Annotated in this window: 22 protein-coding genes; 13 read left to right on the top strand and 9 right to left on the bottom strand. The window is 70.4% G+C overall.

Features of this window, described 5'->3' with window-relative positions:
• Positions 1–23: 23 nt before the first annotated feature.
• Positions 24–1,388 (bottom strand): MFS transporter, encoded by a 1,365-nt coding sequence (locus EDF53_RS00345; protein ID WP_123291736.1) that lies wholly within the window; start codon positions 1,386–1,388, stop codon positions 24–26.
• Between the two features lie 132 nt (positions 1,389–1,520).
• Here EDF53_RS00345 and EDF53_RS00340 point away from each other — a divergent pair, with 132 nt between their 5' ends.
• Positions 1,521–2,105, top strand: a complete 585-nt coding sequence (locus EDF53_RS00340; RefSeq protein WP_123291735.1) for a TetR/AcrR family transcriptional regulator — start codon at positions 1,521–1,523, stop codon at positions 2,103–2,105.
• Positions 2,106–2,237: 132 nt separating this feature from the next.
• Here EDF53_RS00340 and EDF53_RS00335 read toward each other — a convergent pair whose 3' ends face one another.
• On the bottom strand, positions 2,238–2,420 hold the full coding sequence (locus EDF53_RS00335; RefSeq protein WP_123291734.1) for a hypothetical protein: 183 nt from the start codon (positions 2,418–2,420) through the stop codon (positions 2,238–2,240).
• 172 nt (positions 2,421–2,592) lie between these two features.
• Between EDF53_RS00335 and EDF53_RS00330 the strand changes: the two genes are divergently transcribed.
• From EDF53_RS00330 to EDF53_RS00315, 4 genes are all read left to right on the top strand, one after another.
• Positions 2,593–3,354 (top strand): LamB/YcsF family protein, encoded by a 762-nt coding sequence (locus tag EDF53_RS00330; protein WP_123291733.1) that lies wholly within the window; start codon positions 2,593–2,595, stop codon positions 3,352–3,354.
• Entirely contained in the window at positions 3,351–3,983 is a 633-nt protein-coding gene (locus EDF53_RS00325; protein ID WP_123291732.1) for an allophanate hydrolase subunit 1, read from the top strand. The genes EDF53_RS00330 and EDF53_RS00325 overlap by 4 nt, the downstream gene beginning before the upstream one ends.
• Positions 3,980–4,864 (top strand): biotin-dependent carboxyltransferase family protein, encoded by an 885-nt coding sequence (locus EDF53_RS00320; RefSeq protein WP_123291731.1) that lies wholly within the window; start codon positions 3,980–3,982, stop codon positions 4,862–4,864. Before EDF53_RS00325 ends, EDF53_RS00320 begins: the two co-directional genes overlap by 4 nt.
• A gap of 80 nt (positions 4,865–4,944) precedes the next feature.
• Positions 4,945–5,247, top strand: coding sequence for a putative quinol monooxygenase (locus EDF53_RS00315; RefSeq protein WP_111086660.1), 303 nt, complete (start codon positions 4,945–4,947; stop codon positions 5,245–5,247).
• A gap of 11 nt (positions 5,248–5,258) precedes the next feature.
• Here EDF53_RS00315 and EDF53_RS00310 read toward each other — a convergent pair whose 3' ends face one another.
• From EDF53_RS00310 to EDF53_RS00295, 4 genes are all read right to left on the bottom strand, one after another.
• The gene (locus EDF53_RS00310) at positions 5,259–6,017 is read right to left on the bottom strand and encodes a glycoside hydrolase family 16 protein (RefSeq protein WP_123291730.1); all 759 of its coding nucleotides are present in this window, start codon (positions 6,015–6,017) and stop codon (positions 5,259–5,261) included.
• A gap of 150 nt (positions 6,018–6,167) precedes the next feature.
• Positions 6,168–7,223 (bottom strand): DUF2891 domain-containing protein, encoded by a 1,056-nt coding sequence (locus EDF53_RS00305; RefSeq protein ID WP_260215139.1) that lies wholly within the window; start codon positions 7,221–7,223, stop codon positions 6,168–6,170.
• Positions 7,210–8,280 (bottom strand): DUF979 domain-containing protein, encoded by a 1,071-nt coding sequence (locus tag EDF53_RS00300; RefSeq protein WP_123291729.1) that lies wholly within the window; start codon positions 8,278–8,280, stop codon positions 7,210–7,212. Before EDF53_RS00300 ends, EDF53_RS00305 begins: the two co-directional genes overlap by 14 nt.
• Positions 8,277–8,984: a DUF969 domain-containing protein gene (locus tag EDF53_RS00295; RefSeq protein WP_123291728.1), complete on the bottom strand. Its 708-nt coding sequence runs from the start codon at positions 8,982–8,984 to the stop codon at positions 8,277–8,279. The genes EDF53_RS00300 and EDF53_RS00295 overlap by 4 nt, the downstream gene beginning before the upstream one ends.
• A 120-nt stretch (positions 8,985–9,104) precedes the next feature.
• Here EDF53_RS00295 and EDF53_RS00290 point away from each other — a divergent pair, with 120 nt between their 5' ends.
• Positions 9,105–9,749 (top strand): GntR family transcriptional regulator, encoded by a 645-nt coding sequence (locus EDF53_RS00290; protein ID WP_123291727.1) that lies wholly within the window; start codon positions 9,105–9,107, stop codon positions 9,747–9,749.
• A 46-nt stretch (positions 9,750–9,795) separates the two neighbouring features.
• Here EDF53_RS00290 and EDF53_RS00285 read toward each other — a convergent pair whose 3' ends face one another.
• The 3 genes from EDF53_RS00285 to EDF53_RS00275 all read right to left on the bottom strand — a co-directional run bounded on the left by EDF53_RS00285 (position 9,796) and on the right by EDF53_RS00275 (position 11,232).
• The gene (locus tag EDF53_RS00285; RefSeq protein ID WP_123291726.1) at positions 9,796–10,017 is read right to left on the bottom strand and encodes a hypothetical protein; all 222 of its coding nucleotides are present in this window, start codon (positions 10,015–10,017) and stop codon (positions 9,796–9,798) included.
• A gap of 32 nt (positions 10,018–10,049) precedes the next feature.
• Complete coding sequence (locus EDF53_RS00280) at positions 10,050–10,625, bottom strand: TetR family transcriptional regulator (protein ID WP_148058235.1); 576 nt, start codon at positions 10,623–10,625, stop codon at positions 10,050–10,052.
• A gap of 61 nt (positions 10,626–10,686) precedes the next feature.
• Positions 10,687–11,232 carry a hypothetical protein gene (locus EDF53_RS00275; RefSeq protein ID WP_123291724.1) on the bottom strand — a complete coding sequence of 182 codons (546 nt, stop codon included), beginning with the start codon at positions 11,230–11,232 and terminating at the stop codon, positions 10,687–10,689.
• A 491-nt stretch (positions 11,233–11,723) separates the two neighbouring features.
• On the opposite strand from EDF53_RS00275, the gene EDF53_RS00270 reads away from it, so the two are divergent.
• The 7 genes from EDF53_RS00270 (at position 11,724) to EDF53_RS00240 (ending at position 20,981) form a co-directional block, all read left to right on the top strand.
• A complete protein-coding gene (locus tag EDF53_RS00270) occupies positions 11,724–13,205 on the top strand; it encodes a DUF6421 family protein (protein ID WP_123291723.1) in 1,482 nt (493 codons plus the stop codon).
• The gene (locus tag EDF53_RS00265) at positions 13,202–13,891 is read left to right on the top strand and encodes an SDR family oxidoreductase (protein WP_260215138.1); all 690 of its coding nucleotides are present in this window, start codon (positions 13,202–13,204) and stop codon (positions 13,889–13,891) included. Before EDF53_RS00270 ends, EDF53_RS00265 begins: the two co-directional genes overlap by 4 nt.
• A 4-nt stretch (positions 13,892–13,895) precedes the next feature.
• Positions 13,896–14,969, top strand: a complete 1,074-nt coding sequence (locus EDF53_RS00260) for a low specificity L-threonine aldolase (RefSeq protein WP_123291722.1) — start codon at positions 13,896–13,898, stop codon at positions 14,967–14,969.
• A gap of 18 nt (positions 14,970–14,987) precedes the next feature.
• On the top strand, positions 14,988–16,454 hold the full coding sequence (locus tag EDF53_RS00255; RefSeq protein ID WP_123291721.1) for an SDR family NAD(P)-dependent oxidoreductase: 1,467 nt from the start codon (positions 14,988–14,990) through the stop codon (positions 16,452–16,454).
• Positions 16,455–16,509: 55 nt separating this feature from the next.
• Positions 16,510–19,242, top strand: a complete 2,733-nt coding sequence (locus tag EDF53_RS00250) for an AAA family ATPase (RefSeq protein WP_123291720.1) — start codon at positions 16,510–16,512, stop codon at positions 19,240–19,242.
• A 138-nt stretch (positions 19,243–19,380) separates the two neighbouring features.
• Entirely contained in the window at positions 19,381–20,097 is a 717-nt protein-coding gene (locus tag EDF53_RS00245) for an alpha/beta fold hydrolase (RefSeq protein ID WP_123291719.1), read from the top strand.
• Positions 20,098–20,144: 47 nt separating this feature from the next.
• Positions 20,145–20,981 (top strand): alpha/beta fold hydrolase, encoded by an 837-nt coding sequence (locus EDF53_RS00240; RefSeq protein WP_123291718.1) that lies wholly within the window; start codon positions 20,145–20,147, stop codon positions 20,979–20,981.
• Positions 20,982–21,090 lie beyond the last annotated feature (109 nt).

Raw genomic sequence — 21,090 nt, 5'->3', positions numbered from 1 at the left:
CGCCTCCAGGCTGGTTGCGTTGGTCAGCGGACCGACTTGATCGGCAGGATGACGAGGGCGCCGAGGATGACGGCGACGCCGGCACCCCAGAGCATGAGCGTGTAGTTCTGACCACCGCCGATGCCGAGCAGGAACAGGCCGACGGCCGGAGCGAGCGACTGCGGCAGCGCGTTCGCGATGTTGATGACGCCGAGGTCCTTGCCGGGGCGTTCCGGGTCGGGCAGCACGTCGACGATCAGGGCGGTGTCGATGGCGGCGTAGATGCCGAAGGCGAAGCCGAGGACGATCTCGGCGAAGTAGAAGCCGCCGACGGTGTCGACGTGGGCCAGGATCACGAGGCCGACCGCGGTCAGTGCGGTGGAGCCCCAGACGAAGACCTTGCGGCGCTGGACGCGGTCCGACACCCAACCGGAGACGGCGGCGCTGACGAGCAGGGCGACCGTGTAGAGCAGGACGCCGAACGCGACGACCCCGACGGCCTCGGCCTGCGGCAGACCGATGCGGTCCTGCATGTAGAGCAGGCGGTACGTCGTGAACATGAACGTGCCGAAGGTGATGAGGAAGCGCCCCCACCAGGCGAGTCCGAAGTCGCGGTGCTTGAACGGGTTCGTCCAGAACGAGCTGATCAGGTTGATCCAGCTGAACGGCTTGACCGGCGTCGTCGGCAGGTCGTCGCGTGCCACGAAGCAGTAGACGAGGATCGCGATGATCGCCAGGACGCCCGGGGCGATGAAGAGGACCGGCAGGTTCCCGACCAGGTACACGGCCAGGTACAGGCCGGCGAGGATCGCGATGTTCTGCGCGAGGGCGATGACGCTCGAGGCCTTGCCGCGCTGGAACTCCGGCACGTTGTCGGCGAAGCTCGCGGTCAGCGTGGCGAGGACGGCGTTCGCCGTGATCTGCGCGAGGACCCAGGCCAGCGTGAGCTGCAGGACGTTCGGCGAGAACGCGAGCCAGGCGAGCGAACCGACGAAGACGATGACGCCGCCGAGCATCCACGGGCGTCGACGTCCCCACCGGCTGCGGGTGCGGTCGGAGATCGCGCCGAACAGCGGGTTTGCGAACAGTGCACCGAGGGCACCGAACGGCAGGACGGAGCCGACCACGGTCTCGGGGCTCGTGGGGTTGAGCTCGGTCGCCTTGATCGACATGCTCACGAAGACCGGCGTGAGCAGGGCGACGAACAGGCCGAACTGGGCGAAGCTGAGGCCCCAGAGGTAGCCGCGGCCCACACGCATCGTGCTGACGGACTGCGTGATCCCCTCGACCGAGAACGCTCGGGGCGCCGCGGCGTCCGAGGCGGTGGCACCGGCGGCTGCGGTGACCGCTGGTGATGCGGTCCCGGCGATGCCGCGGGTGGGTTCTTCCTTCGACGTCGGTGTCGACATGACTCCTCCTCGAGTCATAGGGGGCTTCGGGGCCCTCGAATACCTAGTGCTGCTAGGTGATCGGGACTGTAGCACCGGAAACCTCCGACCGGAAGTTTTTGGCCCGATTGTTGCGCCGGTACATTGGCACTCGTGACCTCCAACGATGGAATCGGCACCAGGGGCCCCTACGCCAAGGGCGTGCAGCGTCGGCGGGAGATCCTCGACCAGACGCTCGACGTCGTCGCCTCGCGCGGGATCGACGGCACCTCGCTGCGCGCCATCGGCGATGCGATCGGGGTCTCGCACGCGGCACTGAAGCACTACTTCTCGTCCCGCGAAGCGCTGCTGGTCGAGGTCCTGCGGGAACGCGATGCCGCCTCGGACCGGGCACTCGGCGACACGGCCGGGGTCTTCACCCGACTGGCCTTCGTCGCCGACCGGAACGTCAGCGAGCCGGCACTCGTGACGCTCTACACGACCCTCCTCGGGGCGTCGGTGGAGTCCGGCAACGAGACGGCGCGGGAGTTCTTCGCCGCACGGTTCGACGAGGCGCGGGGGAACCTGGTCGCCCAGCTGCACGACGAGCTCGCGGCGTCGGGGCGGCACTCGGACGCCGACCTCGAGCAGGTGGCGTCGCTCATCATCGCGGCGTTCGACGGGCTGCAGGTGCAGTGGCTGCTGGACCGGAACGTGGACATCGCGGGGACGCTGCGGTTGCTGGAGCGCGTGTTGTAGGGGACTTTCGGGCGGTCGCGGGTCGACGTGGAACGACACCGGGTCGACTCGGAACGACACCGGGTCGACTCGGAACGACGTCCTCGTCGTCGTACGACAACGAGGACGTCGTCCCGAGTCGACGAACGACCCCTACTCCTCGCCGTCCTCTTCCGGGTTGAAGTGCGAGTCGTCCCCGACGTGCCCAGCGGCGAGGCCGTCCGGGTCGTTGGGGATGGTGTTGTCGTCACCGAGCCCGCCCGGCTTCTCGATGCCCTCGGAGTCGTTCACGGGGGCCTTGGCGTCGTCGTCGTGCGTGTTGCTGCTGTCGGTCATGGTCTGCTCCAGTGCAGTGGTCGAACCGAGGGCGACGCCCCCGGCAGGTGCTGACCTCGGACGCTACGTGCCGCTGCTCGGAATCCACCCACCAGCCGCGTGCCCCGATCGGTCGACAGCGGAGTCGCCGCTCGGTAGATTGTTCAACAACCCGCGACGACAGGGAGTCCCCGTGACGACGATCGACCTGAACAGCGACCTCGGCGAGGGGTTCGGCGCCTGGACGATGGGCGACGACGCCGCGATGCTCGACGTCGTGTCGAGCGCCAACATCGCCTGCGGATTCCACGCCGGCGACCCGACGATCATGCTCGCCACCGCCCGCGCTGCCGCCGAGCGCGGGGTCGCCATCGGAGCGCACGTCGCCTACCGCGACCTCGCCGGCTTCGGTCGCCGTCCGGTGCACGTCACACCGGACGAACTCCACGCCGACGTCGTGCACCAGCTCGGCGCGATGGCCGCCACCGCGCGGGTCGCCGGCACCGCGGTCACCTACGTCAAGCCCCACGGCGCCCTCTACAACACCGCGTGCGCCGACCCGGTCCAGGCCGAGGCCGTGGTCCGGGCGATCGCCGACGTCGACGGCTCGCTCGCGGTGCTCGCGCTGCCGGGTTCCGAACTCCTGCTCGCTGCCGAACGCCACGGGCTGCGCGCGGTCGCGGAGTCCTTCGCCGACCGCGCCTACGAACCCGACGGCTCCCTGGTGTCCCGCAGCACGCCGGGTTCGGTGCTGCACGATCCGGACGAGGTCGCGGCTCGCGTCCTCCGCATGGTCACCGACGGGGTCGCGACCGCCGTCGACGGCTCCGAGCTGCGGGTCAGTGCCGACTCCGTCTGCGTCCACGGCGACTCCCCCGGTGCCGTCGCCATGGCCCGCGCGATCCGATCACTGCTGACCGAGCACGGCGTCGCGATCGCGCCGTTCGCACCGTGACCGTCCTCGACCTCCGGCCCGCTGGGCGCACCGCCTTGCTCGCCACCTTCGACTCCCTGCAGCAGGTCGTCGCGTTCCGTGCCGGGCTGACCGCGGCTCGGCTGCCCGGCCTCACCGAGGTCGTGTCCGGCGCGCGGACACTGCTGCTCCGTTACGACCCGGCGACGACCGACGCCGTGAGACTCCGCAGTGCACTCGAACGGGTCGTCCCGTCCGCCGACGCCGATGCGGCGAGCGCCGTGGACCCCCTCGTCATCCCGGTGGTCTACGACGGCGAGGACCTCGACCAGGTCGTCGCCCTGACCGGCATGCGCCGCGACCGCGTGATCGCGTGGCACACCGGCCAGCTCTGGACGAGCGCGTTCTGCGGCTTCGCCCCGGGCTTCAGCTACCTCACCGGCACCAAGCCGTCACTCGACCTGCCTCGCCGGAGCACGTCGCGCACCGTCGTGCCGAGCGGTGCCGTCGCACTGGCGGGCGAGTTCAGTGCCGTCTACCCGCGCGCCTCCCCCGGCGGCTGGCAGCTCATCGGCCGCACCGACGTGCCGATGTGGTCGCTCGACCGGGAACCGCCGGCGCTGGCACCCGCCGGCACACGGGTCCGGTTCGTCGACGCGGATGCGGCATGAGCGCGCTGACCGTCCTGCAGGTCGGCTACGGCGCGGCAACGCAGGACCTGGGGCGGCCGGGCTTCAGTGACATGGGCCTCGGCGCGGCGGGCGCCGCCGACCGTGGTTCCGCAGCACTGGCCAACCGGCTGGTCGGCAACCGTCCCGATGCGGCCGTCCTGGAGGCCCTGCTCGGCTCCGTCACGCTGCGGACCGACGCGTACGTGGTCATCGCAACCGCCGGGGCCGCCTGCCCGGTCGAGATCGAGCGGGCGGACGGCCGGGTCCGCGGTGCGGCCTCGCACGAGGTCCTGATGCTCGCACCGGGTGACACGCTCCGGATCGGTACGGCCACCGCCGGGCTGCGCTCCTACATCGCGGTCCTCGGCGGGTTCGCGGTCGAGCCCGTACTGGGTAGTCGCTCGTGGGACTCACTCGCACGCCTCGGGCCTCCGCCGTCGTCGCCGGGTGACGTCCTGCCGATCGGCGACGCGCGCGCTTCGTGGCCGATCGTCGACGCCGTGCCGCAACCCGACGAGCACTGGCCGGACGACCCGGTCGCCCTCGACGTCACCGCCGGCCCCCGCGACGACTGGTTCACGCTGGACTGGCGCGACACCCTGACCGCTCAGGACTTCACCGTCGGGTCGGACAGCGACCGCGTGGGGGTCCGCACCACGGCTCCGCAGCCGCTCGTCCGCGCCGTGACGCACGAGCTGCCGAGCGAAGGGGTGGAGACCGGTTCGCTGCAGGTCCCGCCGGAGGGCTTCCCGGTGCTGTTCCTCGCCGACCACCCGGTGACCGGTGGCTACCCCGTCGTGGCGGTCCTCACGCCGGAGTCGGTCGACCGTGCCGCGCAGCTCCGCCCGGGCGACACCATCCGCTTCCGGTTCGTCCACTGACGACAGGCTCGCTGACCGATCCGGAACAGGTCGGCGCCGCTGCGGGTTGAGTCGGACACTGCCGACGAAAGGTGCACCACATGTCGATCACCGTCCTGCTCGAGGTCCAGTTCCGGAGCGACGTCCCCGCCGACACCGTCGAGGCGGCGATCCGCGAGACGCTCGCGCAGACCCGCGCCTTCGACGGCTGCGAGTCCCTCGAGGTGCTGGTCGACGACGCCGACCCGACGCGCATGGTCGTCGTCGAGTCCTGGACGAGCGGGGCCGCCCACGACGCCTACGAGGCATGGCGGGCGACCCCGGACGGTGCCGCAGCGATCGGACCGATCGTCGCCGCACCGCCCGTCGCTCGGACGTTCGCCCGGACGATCGCGATCAGCTGACCTGCTGTGGGTCAGCCCGTGTACTCGTAGGTGCTGACCCAGTCGATGTCGAGGTGCCCGGCGGCACCCCAGTTGCCGACCTGGAACATGTACCGGTGCGCGGTCTTCGGCACGTTCGACGTGACCGTCTTGATGACCTTGCCGTCGAGCAGGTACTGCACCGACTTACCGGGGATCCACTCGACCGAGTAGACGTGCCAGCTACGCCAGGTCACCCCGGTGCTCATGCTCGTCGAGTTCGCTTCCTGCCCGGCGACCATCGAGTGGTGGTGGAGCATCGGCGACCCCTCGAAGTTCGCCTCCGGGTAGTCGATCTCGCCGTCCGACCAGACGTTGGACGACGGCCAGAGCATGAACGCTGCACCGTTCCCGTCGCCGCCGGTGGCCTTGGCGCGGACGCTGAACTTGCCGCCCACGTGCGACCACGCACCGTTCGGGGTCCCGAAGGTCCCCGCGGCTCCGTGCTTGCCGTCGAGCGTGACGTCCATGTAGCCATTGCGGGCACTGACCTGCGAGCCCGAGTAGTACGTGCCGCCCGTCCCGTCCGGGTAGGGCTGCCACGAGTTCGCGTAGGTCTTCGCGAACTGGCCGTTGGCCGAGGCCGTCGTGCTGAAGTTCTCGACGAAGGTCTGCTTGAACTTGCCGACGTTGCCGACCGGGGCGGTGACCCCCGCGTAGGCAACGGTTCCCGCTCCGAGCGGTGCCGCCACGACGACGGCGCCCATGAGTGCGGCGATGAGCGCGGTCCGCCTGATCCTGCGGTGCTGCATGTGTCACTCCCTGGTGTGACTGGTGGCACCCGTTCCCCTCGGGCACCCAGCCGGATCTCGGCTGCGCACCGAGGGTAGGTGCATTCTGCAACCGATGCAGGGGGTTGACAGCAGCACGCCGGACCGGCGACCATGCCCCTCGTTCGAGGGTCAGCGTGCGGCGTGCTCGCGTGCTTCCATGGCGTCCCAGGCGAAGCTCGCGAGCCAGTGCGTGGAGTAGTACTCCTCGCCGACGCTGGCGGCCAGACCCGAGGCCAGCAGCCGGTCCGCCGCCTCGTCGAGCAGGCTCGCGAGCCCGTCGTCGTCGAGCTCACCGGCGCGCAGGGCGTCCGCGATGCGCCGGGCCGATCCCGCTCGCGACAGGTCGAGCCCGAACAGGTGCACCTGCTGCGGGTCGTTCTCGTCGCGGACCACCGTCGACTGCAGGATCGCGTCGCCCGACCGCACCTGGGCGAAGAAGCCGTCCGACCACGTCGCGAACTCGGCGGGGGTCAGCACGGCGCGCATCAGGTCGGCCTCGGCCAGTCCGGCGGACAGGAAGTCGTGTCCGCTGCGCTCCCAGGCGAACGGCCACCCGGCGTCCTCGCCGAACCAGTCGCGCGCCGCTCGCTCCACCGTCGTGGCGAGCTCGTCGCGGCCGAGCGACCGTGCGGCCTCGAGCACGAGCAGCAGCCCGAACGCCGAGTTCGAGTGCACCCCGTGCCGCACCGGGTGGGCAGCGCCGTCGACCCAGCGGGTGACGAGGTCCTCGAGCACGTCGACGACGGGCGCGAACCCGGGGGCGAGCTGCCGGATGGCCGGCACCTCGGACGCGGAGACCTCGGCGGCGAGCTTCGCGAGCCAGGCCCACCCGTAGGGGCGCTCGTAGTGCGGCGTCGTGTGGAAGTAGGCGGCTTCCGTGGCCAGGTGATCCGCACTCAGGTGGGCCTGCAGGATCGCGGTGAGCCGGGCCTCCAGGTCGGCCGGCAGACCGTGCGCGACCAGACGCGCTGCGAGCCAGTGCATGTGTACGGACGAGTGCCAGTCGTACGACGTGGCGAAGGCGGGGTGCAGCTCGACCGGCAGCGCCCGGTCGTCCGGGCCGGACGTCGTGTGGTGCGCCGCGTACGGGTACTCGCGGGTGGTGTTCTCGGCGACGACGGACGCGAAGCGGTCGGCCCACGCGGCGCGGGTCAGGTCGAGCGGGGCAGCATCAGAAAGCGACAAGGTACATGACTCCCATGTTGACGACGAGCAGGATGGCGGCGGTCGGGATCTGCGCCTTGATCGGACCGTACTTGTCCCGCATCTCGAGCAGGGCAGCCGGCACCAGGTTGAAGTTCGCGGCCATCGGCGTGACGAGCGTGCCGCAGAACCCGGCGAGCATGCCGATGGCGAAGATCGCGGCGGGGTTGCCGTCGAAGCCCTGCACCAGGACGGGCCAGCCGATCGCGGCCGTCATGATCGGGAAGGCGGCGAACGCGTTGCCCATGATGATCGTGAAGAGCGCCATGCCGAGGCAGTAGACGACCACCGCGGCGATCAGCGACCCGCCGGGCAGGATCGACTTGATGATCGTGCCGACGGCGTCGCCGACCCCGGCCTGGGTGAAGACGATGCCGAGGGTGGAGAGCATCTGCGGCAGCAGCGCTGCCCACCCGATGGCCTGCAGCAGTCGGCCGCCCTCACGGATGGGCGTGGCGATCCTCGGCGGGCGCAGGACGAACACCGCGACGACCACGGCCAGCACCGAGCCGATGCCCAGTCCGGTCAGGGTCGCGCTGCCCTCGGCGAGCAGGGGTGCACCGCCGATCGAGACGAGCGGACCGAGCGTCGCCACGAGGACGGCGACCACGGGCACGACGAGCGCCGGGATGAAGAGCTTGTTGCCGAACCGGGTGGCGAACGCCGCGCGCTCGTCGGGGCTGGTGGTGGCGAGGACACTCGTGCTGGCGGACGGCTTCGTGGCCGCAGCGGTGGGTTCGGCCGGGCCGGTCTCCGCCCCCGTTCCGGCACCCGGGATGCTGGCGACGCGCGTGCGACTGGTGGTCCCGGTGAACCCGAGTCCGGCGAGGGCGACCATCACGAGGACGGCGATGCCGAGCACCCACGACGGCGCCGTCTTCGCGGCGACGAAGGTGCCGTAGAAGAACGAGACCCCGAGGATCCCCCAGAACGCCGCGTTGCCGAGTCGCTTCGCGTGCGAGGTGTCCGTGACGATGAGGACGGCGACCGCGATGAAGAACGCGCCGATGAGCCAGTAGAGCCATTCGCTGGTGATCACGCTGCCGCTCCCTGCGTCGGGGCGTCCACGCGTGCGTCGGCGGCCATCTTGTCGAGCGTGCGGTCGAACAGCAGCAGCCGCGTGCCGTGGACCAGGAGCGCGGCGATACCGGTCGGGATCGCCCACAGCGCCAGGTCGATGGGTTCGAGCGACAGACCGTAGGTGGCATCGACGAAGGTCGTGATGAGCAGGATCGAACCGACGGCGACGAAGACGTCCTCGCCGAAGAAGACCCCGACGGTGTCCGACGACGCCGAGTAGCCCTTGATCTTCTCGCGCATCCGCTCGTCGATCCGGCCGTACTTCTTGATCGCCGCCCCTTCGGCCATCGGGTGCACGAGGGGCCGCACGGTCTGCGCCGGCCCGCCGATGCTGGTGAGGCCGACCGCGGCCGTGACCTGCCGGATGGCCAGGTACCCGGCCAGCAGACGACCCGTCGTGAGCTTGTCGAGCTTCGCGATCAGGCGCTTGGCCTGGTCCTGCAGCCCGTAGCGCTCGATCAGGCCGATGACGGGCAGGACGAGCGCGAAGGTCGTGACGGACCGGCTCGACGCGAAGCCGTCGCCGAAGGCGGTGAGGATGCCGACGGGACCGATCCCGCCGATGGCCGCGGTGACGATGCCCGCGACGGTCACGACGAGCAGCGCGTTGATGCGCAACGCGAACCCGATGATGACGACGGCGACGCCGATGAGGACGAACATGCGGGACAGTCTGGACCGCATTGTTCAACAATCGCAAGGGGGTGTTCTGCTCTGTAACACGACGGTCACACGGTGCGGGGTTCGCACCTGCGATGCCCGAGGCCGTGTCAGGATCGGGACATGACCCGAACCGTCAGCGGTGCCGACTCGACGGCCGACCGGCTGCGCACCATGATCGCGGCGGGCGAGTTCTCCCCCGGGGCGCAGCTGTCGGAAGAACGGTTGAGCGACCAGCTCGGGGTGTCACGGAACACCCTGCGCGAGGCCTTCCGGCTGCTCGCGCGGGACCGGCTGGTCGAGCACGTGTTCAACCGTGGGGTCTTCGTACGACGACTCGCCGCCGAGGACGTCACGGACCTGTACGCCGCCCGACGGGTGCTCGAGGAAGCCGCGGTCCGCGCGTGCTCGCCGACGTCACCCGCGCTCGACGCAGCCGCGGCGGCCGTCACGGCTGCACGGGACGCTGCCGCCGCGGGCGACTGGGGCGCCGTGGGCACCGCGGACATCCGGTTCCACTCCGAGCTCGTCCGAGCGGTCCCGAGCACGCGGATCCACGGCCTGATGGACGGGCTGCTCGCCGAGATGCGGCTGGCCTTCCTGACGACCGACGACCCGGGGTCGTTCCACGCTGAGTTCGTGGACCGGAACGACGCCATCGTCGCGGCGCTGCGCGCCGGCGACCAGGCGGGGGCCTCGGCACTGCTGGCGGACTACCTCGACGATGCGGAGCGGACGCTGCGGGTGGCCGCGGACGCGGCAGGCTGACGGGAGGCCCGGTGCGGTTCCTGCCTGCGCGCTCGGCCCGCCTCGACTAGCGCTGGTACCGGCCGAGGCCGCGCTTCCTGTCGCGGAGTGCGACGGCGAGCATGCTGCCGCCCAGCAGGAGCCACAGGACGGCCATGATCGCGCGGAAGACACTCGGATCGATGATCGCCAGGACGCTCCAGAGCAACCCGACCGCGAGCCACACCACGCCGACCCAGACCAACGGCCGCCCGAAGGTCGCGCGGAGGAACCGGTTGTCGCTGCTCATGAGCCGAACCCTACGCCCGGCCGTGTGCCACGTCAGCCCCCGACGAGCGCCTTCACCGCGTCGATCACGATCTGCCGACGCCGCGCAGGTGCGACCGCCGCGACCAAGGAGCCGTACTCGGGGGAGGTCGAGCTCCAGAACGCGGCGAGGTGCATCACCAGACCGAGCAGCACCGCCGGCCGGTAGCTGCGCGGCAGGACCCCGGCGCGCTGGGCGTGTTCCACCGCGGCGACGGCCTCGGCATTGTTGGCGATGACGGCTTCGAGCGCACCGTCACTCCCCCGCTCGAGGCGGTGCCACGTCGCAAGCCGTTCGGCCCACGGACGCCGGACGTACGAGTCGTGCAGGCGAGCAGCCCACTCGGCGAGGTCGTCGGTGTCGACGGGGACCTCGTCGAACGTCTCGGCGACGGTCTGGGCGAGGAGCGCGTCGAACAGCCCCTCCTTGCTGCCGAAGTAGTGGAAGATCTGCGCCTTGTTGCTCGACGACGCCGCGGCGATCCGCTCGATCTTGGCGCCGACGAGCCCAGCCGCGGCGAACTCGTCGCGTGCTGCGAGCAGGAGTCGTGCGCGCATCGCGTCGGCGGCTGGGGGCGTGAAGCGTGCCATGGGGACAACCGTATCGACCGAGTCCGCACCGCGGAGCCGGACGGCCGCGATGCCGGGCCGGTCAGGCGCGCTGCCGCCGAACGACACCCCTCAGGACCAGCCCCACCGCCAGCAGGACGCCGGCGACCACCGATCCCTGGACCAGGTCGGAGAAGCCCTGGCGCACGTCGGAGTTCCAGAAGAGGACCACGGCGATGAGAGCTGCGGTCAGGCCGAGCACGATCGACCGGGCGCGCAGTCCCCCGCCGGAACGACTGACAACGACGTCGATCGCCACGAGCGGGACCGGAAGCAGCGCGGCGAGTGCAGTCGATCCTCCGAACACCGCGGTTCCCACGAGGGCGCCCGCGCCGAGTCCGATCGCTGCACCAAGCCAGTTCGCCCGGCGCACGCGGAGGGTCGTTGGAACAGCGCTCCTGCGCGATGCGAGCACGAGGGCGAGGGCGAGGAGCCCGAACACTCCCAGTACGAGCAACGTCGAGCCCACGTCCCACCAGGCAAGGTCCGGGCCGCCGACGATCGTGACTCCGAGGCCGAGGGCACCGAGGCACGCGAGTGACACCCACGATTCGTCGATCGTGCGGTCGCGCGGTTCCTTCTCTTCCACCTGACGAACATACCGCCGAATCCGACCATACGGCGTGTGAAACATCAGCACTGTAGAGAGCGAGGGAGGCCCCACGTCCGAGAAGTCTCGTGTCCGCCGCATCGTCAGCACTGGGCTCGCGGTCGGCTCAGTCCTGCTCGCCACAACCTGCGTCGTACTCGTCGCTGGTGGCTGGCCACTTGCCGTCGCAGCCGGAGCAGCCGGACTGTCCGCGTCGGGCTTCGCGGGCACCGTCGACCCGAAGAGCAAGGCCGCCCCGGCCGCCTTCTTGATCTGCGTCGCAGCGATCGGCCTGGCGCTGCTCTTCCACCAGATCCGCGCCTGAGCGGCGATGCGTTGCGCAGGGGATCGACTTTCCCGCGCGGAGAACGGCGCCGCGCACGAATCCCCCGGAAATGGGCAAGAATGCGTCCCCCGATCCTCCCTAGGCTCATGACAAGCGCACCACCACGCCGCAGATCCGCGGCTGACCCAATGACGGGAGGTTCGACATGTCACAGTTCGTCCAGGAGTTCACGCAGGGCGCCATCGTCGGAGAACCCGAGGTCGTCGAGGACCGTCCGTCGGTGCGCGAGGTCGCCGAGCATCCCGCGTGGACGCGGCTGAAAGCCGCTGTCGTGTCGTTCCGTGCGCTGCAGACAGCCGATGGCTCTGTACCCGACCAGGCGGACCACGCGACCGCTTCCGAGCACCTGGCCACGATCCTCCCGGCCATTGCCGAACTGGCCCCGTTCTTTCCGCACGATGCGGCGTACCTCGCTGCACTGCAGCGCGATTTCGCACGCTGGGAACGCGACGGTTTCGGCGTTCCCGACTTCCTCGACGCACTAAACGCATTCCAGCCGCAACAGCACCGCATCGACGGACTCGGCCACCTGGTCGTCTTCCCGATGGTGACGCAGAACGGCAGTTCCTCGCGGTTCGTCGAAGCCGTCCTGGTCGAGGTCATCTGGCCGGAGTTCATCGCGGAACTCGAAGCGGGCGACTACAGCAACACGCTCTTCGTCGCGTTACGGTTCGTCGACTTCACGCCCGGGTACGACACGAATTCTGCGGTGCTGTTCCCCGAGACGGTCGCGATGCGCGAGATCCCGACGTTCACGTGGGGCGCGATCTTCCAGGACCGCGAAGCCGCTCGCTACCGCCGAGTCGTCCGTGCCGCTGCGGAGATCACCAAACTGGAGTTGCCGGACGACGCTGCAGCAATGCTCGACGACCAGGAGCTGACGGAACAGGTCTTCGTGATGTGGGACATCATCCACGACCGATCGCACATGCGCGGGGACCTGCCGTTCGACCCGTTCATGATCAAGCAACGGATGCCGTTCTTCCTCTACTCGCTGGAAGAACTCCGCTGCGACCTGACGGCGTTCCGGGAATCCGTGCGGCTCGAGCGTGCACTTTCTGCTGTGCCGGACGCGGACCTCGACGAGGCGCAACGCGCAATCCGCGACCACGCCCACCTGGTGCAGTACGCCGTCGTCTTCGACCGCATCTTCCGGTTCGCGATCACCGGCAGCCGCGTCCGGAACTACGACGGACTCGGCGGGCAGTTGTTGTTCGCGTGGATGCACCAGCACGATGTCCTGCACTGGACGGACACGCAGCTCACCATCGACTGGGATGCCGTTCCCGATGTGATCATCGCGCTCAGTGATCAGATCAACGAGTTGTACCGGCGGTCGATTGACCGGCCGAAATCGGCGCACTGGCTCGCTGCGTACGAGATGCTCACCCGGACGCTCACGCCGCACCCGGCCTCGAGATGGGCGCGGGGACTGCCGGAGGAAACGCTCGCCGGAATGCCCAAGGGCTACACCGACGCGGTGCTCGACGACGAATTCCCGCTGTCGATGTTCTACGAGGCACTGAACAAGAAGATGGCTGCGGTCATCGCTTCGACGGCCGGCATAACCGGCTCGTCGTCGGTTGCTCCGCCCGCTGCTCCGTCCGTTCCGGACGTCGCCGCGTGAGCGCTGGGTCCCTGTCCGGTCGCACGGTGCTGGTCGCGGGCGCGACCAGCACCAGCGGCGCGGCGGTCGCGCGCGCACTCACCTCCGCCGGGGCGGCCGTCGTCGCGGTCGGCACCAGACCGGACGCACTGGAGGCCCTGCGCGCCTCCGTCCCGGGCGTCACGACCCACACGTGCGACCTCGCAGACCTCGGCGCGGTCACCGCGCTCGCGGCTGCGGTCCACGAGACGGCGGGACCGGTCGACGGGCTGGTCCACCTGGTCGGTGGGTGGCGCGGGGGCGGCGGCATCGCCGGCCAGTCGGACGACGACTGGGACTTCTTCGACCGGGCGTTCCGCACCCTGCGGAACACCACACGCGTGTTCTACGACGACCTGGTGGCGTCCCCGGCCGGACGGCTCGCGTTCGTCTCGTCCACCGCCGTCGACACCCCCACCGCGGGTGCCGCGAACTACGCAGCCGCCAAGGCCGCCTCCGACGCGTGGGTCCGTGCCGTCGCCCAGGGCTTCCGGAAGGACGCACCGCACTCGGCGGCAGCCACGGTCTTCGTCGTCGGTGCCCTCGCCGGTCTCGAAGAGCGGCTCGGCGACGAGGTCGTGCGGCTCTGGACGGCACCGCCGGCCGACGTGAACGGCGCCCGTCTCCCGCTCTCGGCCGCTCCAGCCGCGGCCTCGAACCTAGGATGAACCAGTGACCCTTCGACTCCACGACCTGGACCTGCGGGGCTTCGCCTCGGACAACTACGCCGGTGTCCACCCCGAGATCCTCGACGCGATCGCCGCGGCCAACGACGGCCACCAGATCGCCTACGGCGAGGACGTCTACACGGCCCGTCTCAACGAGGTGATCGGCGACCACTTCGGCTCGCAGGCGCAGGCGTTCCCGGTGTTCAACGGCACCGGCGCGAACGTCGTCGGGCTGCAGTCGATGCTGCCGCGGTGGGGCGCCGTCGTGTGCACCACGACCGCGCACATCCACACCGACGAAGCGGGCGCTCCCGAGCGCATCGGCGGGATCAAGCTGCTGCCGGTCGAGACCCCCGACGGCAAGCTCACCCCCGAGCTCATCGACAAGGAGGCCTGGGGCTGGGGCGACGAGCACCGCGCCCAGCCGCTCGTCGTCTCGATCACGCAGACCACCGAGCTCGGCACCGCCTACACGGTGGACGAGATCCGGGCGATCGCGGACCACGTCCACCCGCTCGGCATGACGCTGCACATGGACGGCGCTCGCATCTCCAACGCCGCCGCGACCCTCGGCCTGCCCCTGCGCGACTTCACCACCGATGCCGGCGTGGACGTGTTGAGCTTCGGCGGCACGAAGAACGGCATGCTCTACGGCGAGGCGATCGTCGTGCTCAACCCCGACGCGTCAGAGGGGCTGCACTACCTGCGCAAGATGAACATGCAGCTGTCATCGAAGATGCGGTTCGTCTCCGCGCAGCTCATCGCACTGCTGTCCGACGACCTGTACCTGCGCTCCGCCGGGCACGCCAACGCCATGGCCGCCCGACTCCGCGGCGCACTCGAGGCCCGGATCGCCGACGGCAGCATCCAGGGCGTCGGGTTCAGCCAGGAGACCCAGGCCAACGGGGTGTTCGCGACGCTGCCCGCGGGGGTGGCCGAGCGGCTGCGCAAGCACTTCCGGTTCTACGACTGGGACGCCAGCCGCAACGAGGTGCGGTGGATGTGCGCGTACGACACGTCGGAGCAGGACATCGACGACTTCGTGGCGGCGTTGACGCGGGAGCTCGACGCGGCCTGATCCAACGTAGAATCCCGTGTGATCTCCGAGCAGCCCGAACCCAGCGGCATCCTCCCCGAGGACCTCGACGCCACGCTCCGGGTGCTCGAGCAGATGAGCGACATCGACGAGACGCACCCCGACTTCGTAAGGGTGCGTCAGGCCACGGCGAAGATGTTCAAGGCCGTGAAGCGGGCGCACCGACTCGAGAAGCGCGCGGTCATCGCCGAGGCCGACCGCCTCGTGATCGCCGCGACCGCGACCGGCGCCGCCGACCGGATCGACGACGAGACCCGCGGCGTCCCGATCAGCACCTCGACGACGGCGTCCACCGCCGGCACCCTGCTGAAGTCCCGCCCCTGCTACATGTGCAAGCAGCAGTACACGGTCGTGGACGCGTTCTACCACCAGCTGTGCCCCTCGTGCGCGGCGATGAGCCACGCGAAGCGTGATGCCCGGACCGACCTGACCGGCAAGCGGGCGCTGCTGACCGGCGGCCGCGCGAAGATCGGCATGTACATCGCGCTCCGCCTGCTGCGTGACGGCGCCCACACGACCATCACGACGCGGTTCCCCCGCGACGCCGTGCGCCGGTTCACGAGCCTGCCGGACTCCGCCGACTGGATCTCGCGCCTCAAGGTCGTCGGCATCGACCTGCGCGACCCGGCCCAGGTCATCGGTCTCGCCGAGGACGTCGCCGCTGCTGGCCCCCTCGACATCCTGATCAACAACGCGACACAGACGGTTCGCCGGTCGCCCGGCGCGTACCAGCCCCTCGTCGACGCCGAACTCGCACCACTGCCGGACGGCCCGCTGCCCGAGCTCGTGACCTTCGGGCACACGAACGACCAGCACCCGCAGGCGCTCGCCCGCTCGGTGACGGCGCACCCCATCCTCGCGGCCGCTGCAGCCCGGGCCGACGAACTGACCGAGCAGGCCATGGCTCCGGGGTCGAGCTCGCTCGAGCGCCTGGCCATGGGCACCGCGATCGACGCCGGTGGTCTCGTGCCCGACCTGCACGACGTGAACTCGTGGACGCAGGCCGTCGACGAGGTCGACCCGCTCGAGATGCTCGAGGTCCAGCTCGCGAACACCACCGCGCCGTTCATCCTGATCTCGAAGCTCCGCCCCGCGATGGCGGCGAGCGAGGCGCACCGCACCTACGTGGTGAACGTCAGCGCGATGGAGGGTGTGTTCGGCCGCGCCTACAAGGGGCCGGGACACCCGCACACGAACATGGCGAAGGCTGCCGTGAACATGCTCACCCGCACGAGTGCGCAGGAGATGTTCGAGACCGACCGCATCCTGATGACGAGCGTCGACACCGGGTGGATCACCGACGAGCGACCGCACCCGACGAAGGTCCGGCTGGCGGAGGAGGGCTTCCACGCGCCGCTCGACCTCGTCGACGGGGCTGCACGCGTGTACGACCCGATCGTTCGGGGCGAGGCGGGCGAGGACGTGTTCGGCGTGTTCTTGAAGGACTACAAGCCCAGTTCCTGGTGAGCTCGGCGGCCGGAGCCGCTTCACTCCGGTCCGGCAGCGCTGCCATACTGACGACGTGACGAAGGCGCAGCCCGTCATCGGGCGTGAGCGGGAGACCTCGGCTCTCCGAGACGCGGTCGGTCACGTGGACAGCGGTGGTTCCGCGTTCGTGATCGACGGCGAAGCGGGCATCGGCAAGTCGTCGCTGGTCGCCGATGTACTCGAGCACGCGAGCCTCCGCGGACTGCGGACACTCACGACGACCGGCACCCTCGCCGAGTCGGCGGAGCCGTACTCAGCGCTCCACATGCTCCTGTACCCGTTGCGCGGCGGCATCGCGAACCTGCCGTCGCCGCAGCGACGGGCGTTGGACGTCGCGTTCGGGGTCGCCACGGGAATCCAGCCGTCGCCGCTCCTCGCCGGGCTCGCCGCGCTGACCCTGCTCTCGGACGCGGCGGCCGAACGTCCGCTCCTGATCGTCGCCGAGGACCTGCACTGGATGGATGCACCCTCCGAGTGGGCGCTCCGCATGATGGCCCGTCGCGTCGGTGAGGACCCGGTCGTCATCGTCATGACCACGCGGAACACCGATGCGGTGGAGAACCCGGGCATCCGACGCCTGCACCTCCGTCCACTCGACCAGTCCGCTGCCGACGAACTGCTCGACGGAGTGCCTGGAGCGCCGACGGGGCAGGCGCGACGCGACCTCGTGCTCCGCGCCGAGGGCAACCCCCTGGCACTGCACGAGCTCGGCCGGTCAACTGCGGCGGCCGAGCGCACGCGGGAACGACCCGTCGTCGGACGGGTCGAGCAGGAGTTCGCGGATCGGTACACGGAGCTCGACCAAGGGGTCCGGTTGGCGATCCTCGCCGTGGCACTGTCCGGCGGCACCGTTGCCGAGGAAGCCGCCCGAGTCGCCGCACGCGCAATCGGCAGGTTCCCGACGCCGACCTGGACCGAGCAGGCATCAGCGGCCTCGCTCCTCGAGTGGGTCGCACCCCGTGCAATCCGGTTCCGGCACCCGCTCGTGCAGTCGGCGGTCCTGTCGGTGGCGTCACCGCCGGAGCGCACCGCTGTCCTCCGGTCGCTCGTGCTCGAGCACCAGGACGACCCGGCACGGACCATCTGGTGGCGCGCCGAGCTCGCCACCGGTCACGACGATCCCCTCGCGGACGAGATCGCCGCGCTCGGCGACGAACGGACCGCGATGTCCGACACCTTCGTCGCGAGCCGGGCGTACGAGCGTGCCGCCGAGCTGACGTCGGACGTGGCCCGACGCGTCGAGCGTCGCATCGTCGCGGCGGAACTCGCCGGGCTGTCCGGCAGGACCTCAGACGCGTCGCTCTTGGTGCAACAGGCTCGCGGCGAGGCGCCTCCCGGGTTGCTCGCGGCGCGCGCAGCGTGGGTCGCCGAGACCCTGCCCACTGGTCGGACGGGCCTGGCAGTCGGCGACCTCGGACCGGCGCTCCACGCCGTCTCCGAGATGCAGCTGGCAGGCGGGGTCGAACACGCCACCGCCGCACTGCTCCACCTGGCCGCGATCGCCTGGGACCACACTGCCGAGGCGGACCCGGGCGACCCGATGCTCGTCGTCGTCGAAGCCCTCGCGCTTCCAGAGGACGACCCTCGGTCGATCCTGCTTGCCGCCCGGACCGAGCCGCTGGCCCGGGGCGATCGTGTGCTGGAGCTCGCGTTGGCGGCGGCGCCCGCGGCCCTGGACGAAGAGACCGCGTGGCTCCTCGGGTACGCGCTCAACCTCGTGGGCGAGATCGACACGGCTCGTGTCCTGCTCGACCGTGCCCTCGCGAGCATGCAGACGCGTGGCGAGTTGCGGACGTTCCCGCAGGCCCTCATGGGGACCTCGATGACCACGTACCTCGCCGGGGACGTCGCCCGGGCGCGCGCCCTCGCGCAGCAGGCCGCGTCGCTCGGACGGGACCTGGGCGACGCCGGGTTCTCCGCCGCGGCGCGGTGCGCGCTCGCCTGGTTCGACGCCCTCGAGGGCGAACAGCCCGACACCGAGCGGATCGCCGGCGGGACCGAGGCGGGCGCGCAGGTGCTCCGCTCGAGTGCGATGCGCGCAACGCTGCTCGGCGCGACCGGATTGGCGCACCTGGTCTCCGGCCGGGCAGCGGACGCACTCGAGCCCCTGCGACGTCTCTTCGACCCCGACGACGACGCGTTCAACCCGACCTTCGCCGTGCTGACCTCCCACGACTACGTCGATGCCGCGTTGGAGTCCGGCAACCGACCGGACGCCGAGCAGCGGTTGGCGGACCTCGAGCGGCTCCACGAGCGGTGGCACGCTCCCCTGGTGCGCACGGCCGTCCACTCCGCCCGGACCGCGCTCCTGTCGGACGACGACCTCGAGTCGGCGTGGGCGACCCTGCAGCACGATCGTTGGCCGGTCCCGTACGTGCAAGCGCGAGCGCTCCTCCGACTCGGTCGCCGTCTGCGTCGCGCAGGGCGGAGCACCACCGCCCGAGCAGTCCTGCACGCAGCCCTGGACCTGTTCGAGGCGATGCCCGCACCGATCTGGGTAGAGCGGACACGAGACGCCATCCGGGCCACGGGCGAGCGCCTGCCGACGACGGGGCAACGCAGCATCGACCTGCTCACCCCGCAGGAGCTCCGGGTCTGCACGCTCGCAGCCCAGGGCCTGAGCAACCGCGCCATCGGCGAACACCTCTTCGTCTCCCCCAGGACGGTGGGCGCCCACCTGTACGCGGCGTTCCAGAAGCTCGGCATCTCGACCAGGCAGCAGCTGCCGTCGGTCCTGGCACCCGGGGCGACCGCGGCGGACGACTAAGTCACACGACGCCACATCTCGGTCATCGTGACCGATGTGCACCGCCGGCCCGCGGCCCTAGCGTCACGGACGGAAGCAGACGCTTCCACCACCGACGGAGGTCCACGGCACCGGCTGCGGACCGGGACGGACCGCACCGTGACCGAATCGCCCACCATCGTGCTCATCCACGGCGCCTTCGCCGACGCCGCCAGCTGGGCGCCCGTCACGAAGCTCCTCCTCGATCAGGGGCACGAGGTCCTCGTTCCGCCCGTGTTCAACCGCAGCCTGTCCGGCGACGCGGCCTACATCAAGTCGTTCGTCGAGCAGATCGACGGACCGGTCCTGCTCGCCGGGCACTCCTACGGCGGCGCGATCCTCACCGTCGCAGGCGTCGCCGAGAACGTCGTCGGGCTCGTGTTCGTCGCCGCCTACGCGCTCGAGGAAGGCGAGAGCCTCGGCGCCCTCCAGGGCGGGTTCCCCGACAGCGACCTCGCGGCGAACCTCGTCTACGCGCCCTACCCCGTCGACGGCGCCGAGCCCGGCACCGACGTCTCCGTGGCCATCGACGCCTTCCCCGCGGTCTTCGCGGGCGGCCTCGACCTCGAGGAGGCCAAGGTCCTCGCAGTGTCGCAGCGCCCGCTGTCCGCGGTTGCGTTCGGCGAACCCGCATCCGTCGCGGCGTGGAAGACCAAGCCGTCCTGGGGCATCGTCTCCAGCGCCGACCACACCATCAACCCGGACGTCGAGCGTTTCGGCTACCAGCGCGCCGGGGTCCGCAAGGTGGTCGAGATCGACGGACCACACCTGGTGATGCAGACGCACCCCGCCGAGGTCGCGGCCTTCATCACGGACGCCATCGCCGAACTCGGCTGACCACCCACCGACCACCACAACCGAACACCAGCCACAGGAGACCGACCATGGGTTACGTGACCACCGACGACGGTGCAGAGATCTACTTCAAGGACTGGGGCAACGCCGATGCGCAGCCGATCGTGTTCCACCACGGCTGGCCGCTGTCCTCCGACGACTGGGACGCGCAGATGCTGTACTTCCTGGCCGAGGGCTTCCGCGTGATCGCGAGCGACCGACGCGGTCACGGGCGCTCCTCGCAGATCGGCACCGGCCACGACATGGACCACTACGCCAGTGACGTGTCCGCCGTCGTCGAGCACCTCGATCTGCACGATGCGATCCACATCGGACACTCCACCGGTGGTGGCCAGGTCGCCCGCTACGTCGCGAAGTACGGTCAGCCGCAGGGCCGGGTCGCCAAGGCCGTCCTCGTGTCCGCCGTGCCGCCCCTGATGGTGAAGACCGACGCGAACCCCGAGGGCACGGACATCGCGGTCTTCGACGGGTTCCGCCAGGCACTCGCCGCCAACCGCGCCGAGTTCTTCCAGGCCGTCGCCTCCGGCCCGTTCTACGGCTTCAACCGTGACGGCGTGACGCCGTCCGAGCCGGTCATCGCCAACTGGTGGCGTCAGGGCATGACGGGCAGTGCCGTCGCGCACTACGAGGGCATCAAGGCGTTCTCGGAGACGGACCAGACCGAGGATCTGCGCGCGATCACCGTGCCGGTCCTCGTCCTGCAGGGCGACGACGACCAGGTCGTGCCCTACGCGGACGCCTCGCTGAAGCAGGCCGAACTCCTCAGCGACTCGATCTTGAAGGTCTACGAGGGCTACCCGCACGGCATGCTGACGACCCACGCGGACGTCATCAACCCCGACATCCTCGCGTTCATCCGCGGCTGACGTCGCTGACGCTGCGTTCGCAGCGACCCGGACTGGAGGCGCGGTACAGGTGAGTCGATCGACTCACCTGCACCGCGCCTCCAGTCCGTTGCCCACCGTGCGTCAGCGG

The sequence above is a fragment of the Curtobacterium sp. PhB78 genome (assembly GCF_003751685.1).
Taxonomy (GTDB): Bacteria; Actinomycetota; Actinomycetes; order Actinomycetales; family Microbacteriaceae; genus Curtobacterium.
Note: the sequence above shows the minus strand (reverse complement) of the source record. Positions and strands in the feature narration are given on the sequence as shown.

Bases quoted from the DNA above. Each gene is read 5' to 3' on its own strand.
- EDF53_RS00315 (WP_111086660.1), top strand. From the start codon at position 4,945: ATGTCGATCACCGTCCTGCTCGAGGTCCAGTTCCGGAGCGACGTCCCC.
- EDF53_RS00285 (WP_123291726.1), bottom strand. From the start codon at position 10,017: ATGAGCAGCGACAACCGGTTCCTCCGCGCGACCTTCGGGCGGCCGTTG.
- EDF53_RS00270 (WP_123291723.1), top strand. From the start codon at position 11,724: ATGTCACAGTTCGTCCAGGAGTTCACGCAGGGCGCCATCGTCGGAGAA.
- EDF53_RS00335 (WP_123291734.1), bottom strand. From the start codon at position 2,420: ATGACCGACAGCAGCAACACGCACGACGACGACGCCAAGGCCCCCGTG.
- EDF53_RS00240 (WP_123291718.1), top strand. From the start codon at position 20,145: ATGGGTTACGTGACCACCGACGACGGTGCAGAGATCTACTTCAAGGAC.
- EDF53_RS00290 (WP_123291727.1), top strand. From the start codon at position 9,105: ATGACCCGAACCGTCAGCGGTGCCGACTCGACGGCCGACCGGCTGCGC.
- EDF53_RS00345 (WP_123291736.1), bottom strand. From the start codon at position 1,388: ATGTCGACACCGACGTCGAAGGAAGAACCCACCCGCGGCATCGCCGGG.
- EDF53_RS00320 (WP_123291731.1), top strand. From the start codon at position 3,980: ATGAGCGCGCTGACCGTCCTGCAGGTCGGCTACGGCGCGGCAACGCAG.
- EDF53_RS00295 (WP_123291728.1), bottom strand. From the start codon at position 8,984: ATGTTCGTCCTCATCGGCGTCGCCGTCGTCATCATCGGGTTCGCGTTG.
- EDF53_RS00310 (WP_123291730.1), bottom strand. From the start codon at position 6,017: ATGCAGCACCGCAGGATCAGGCGGACCGCGCTCATCGCCGCACTCATG.
- EDF53_RS00280 (WP_148058235.1), bottom strand. From the start codon at position 10,625: ATGGCACGCTTCACGCCCCCAGCCGCCGACGCGATGCGCGCACGACTC.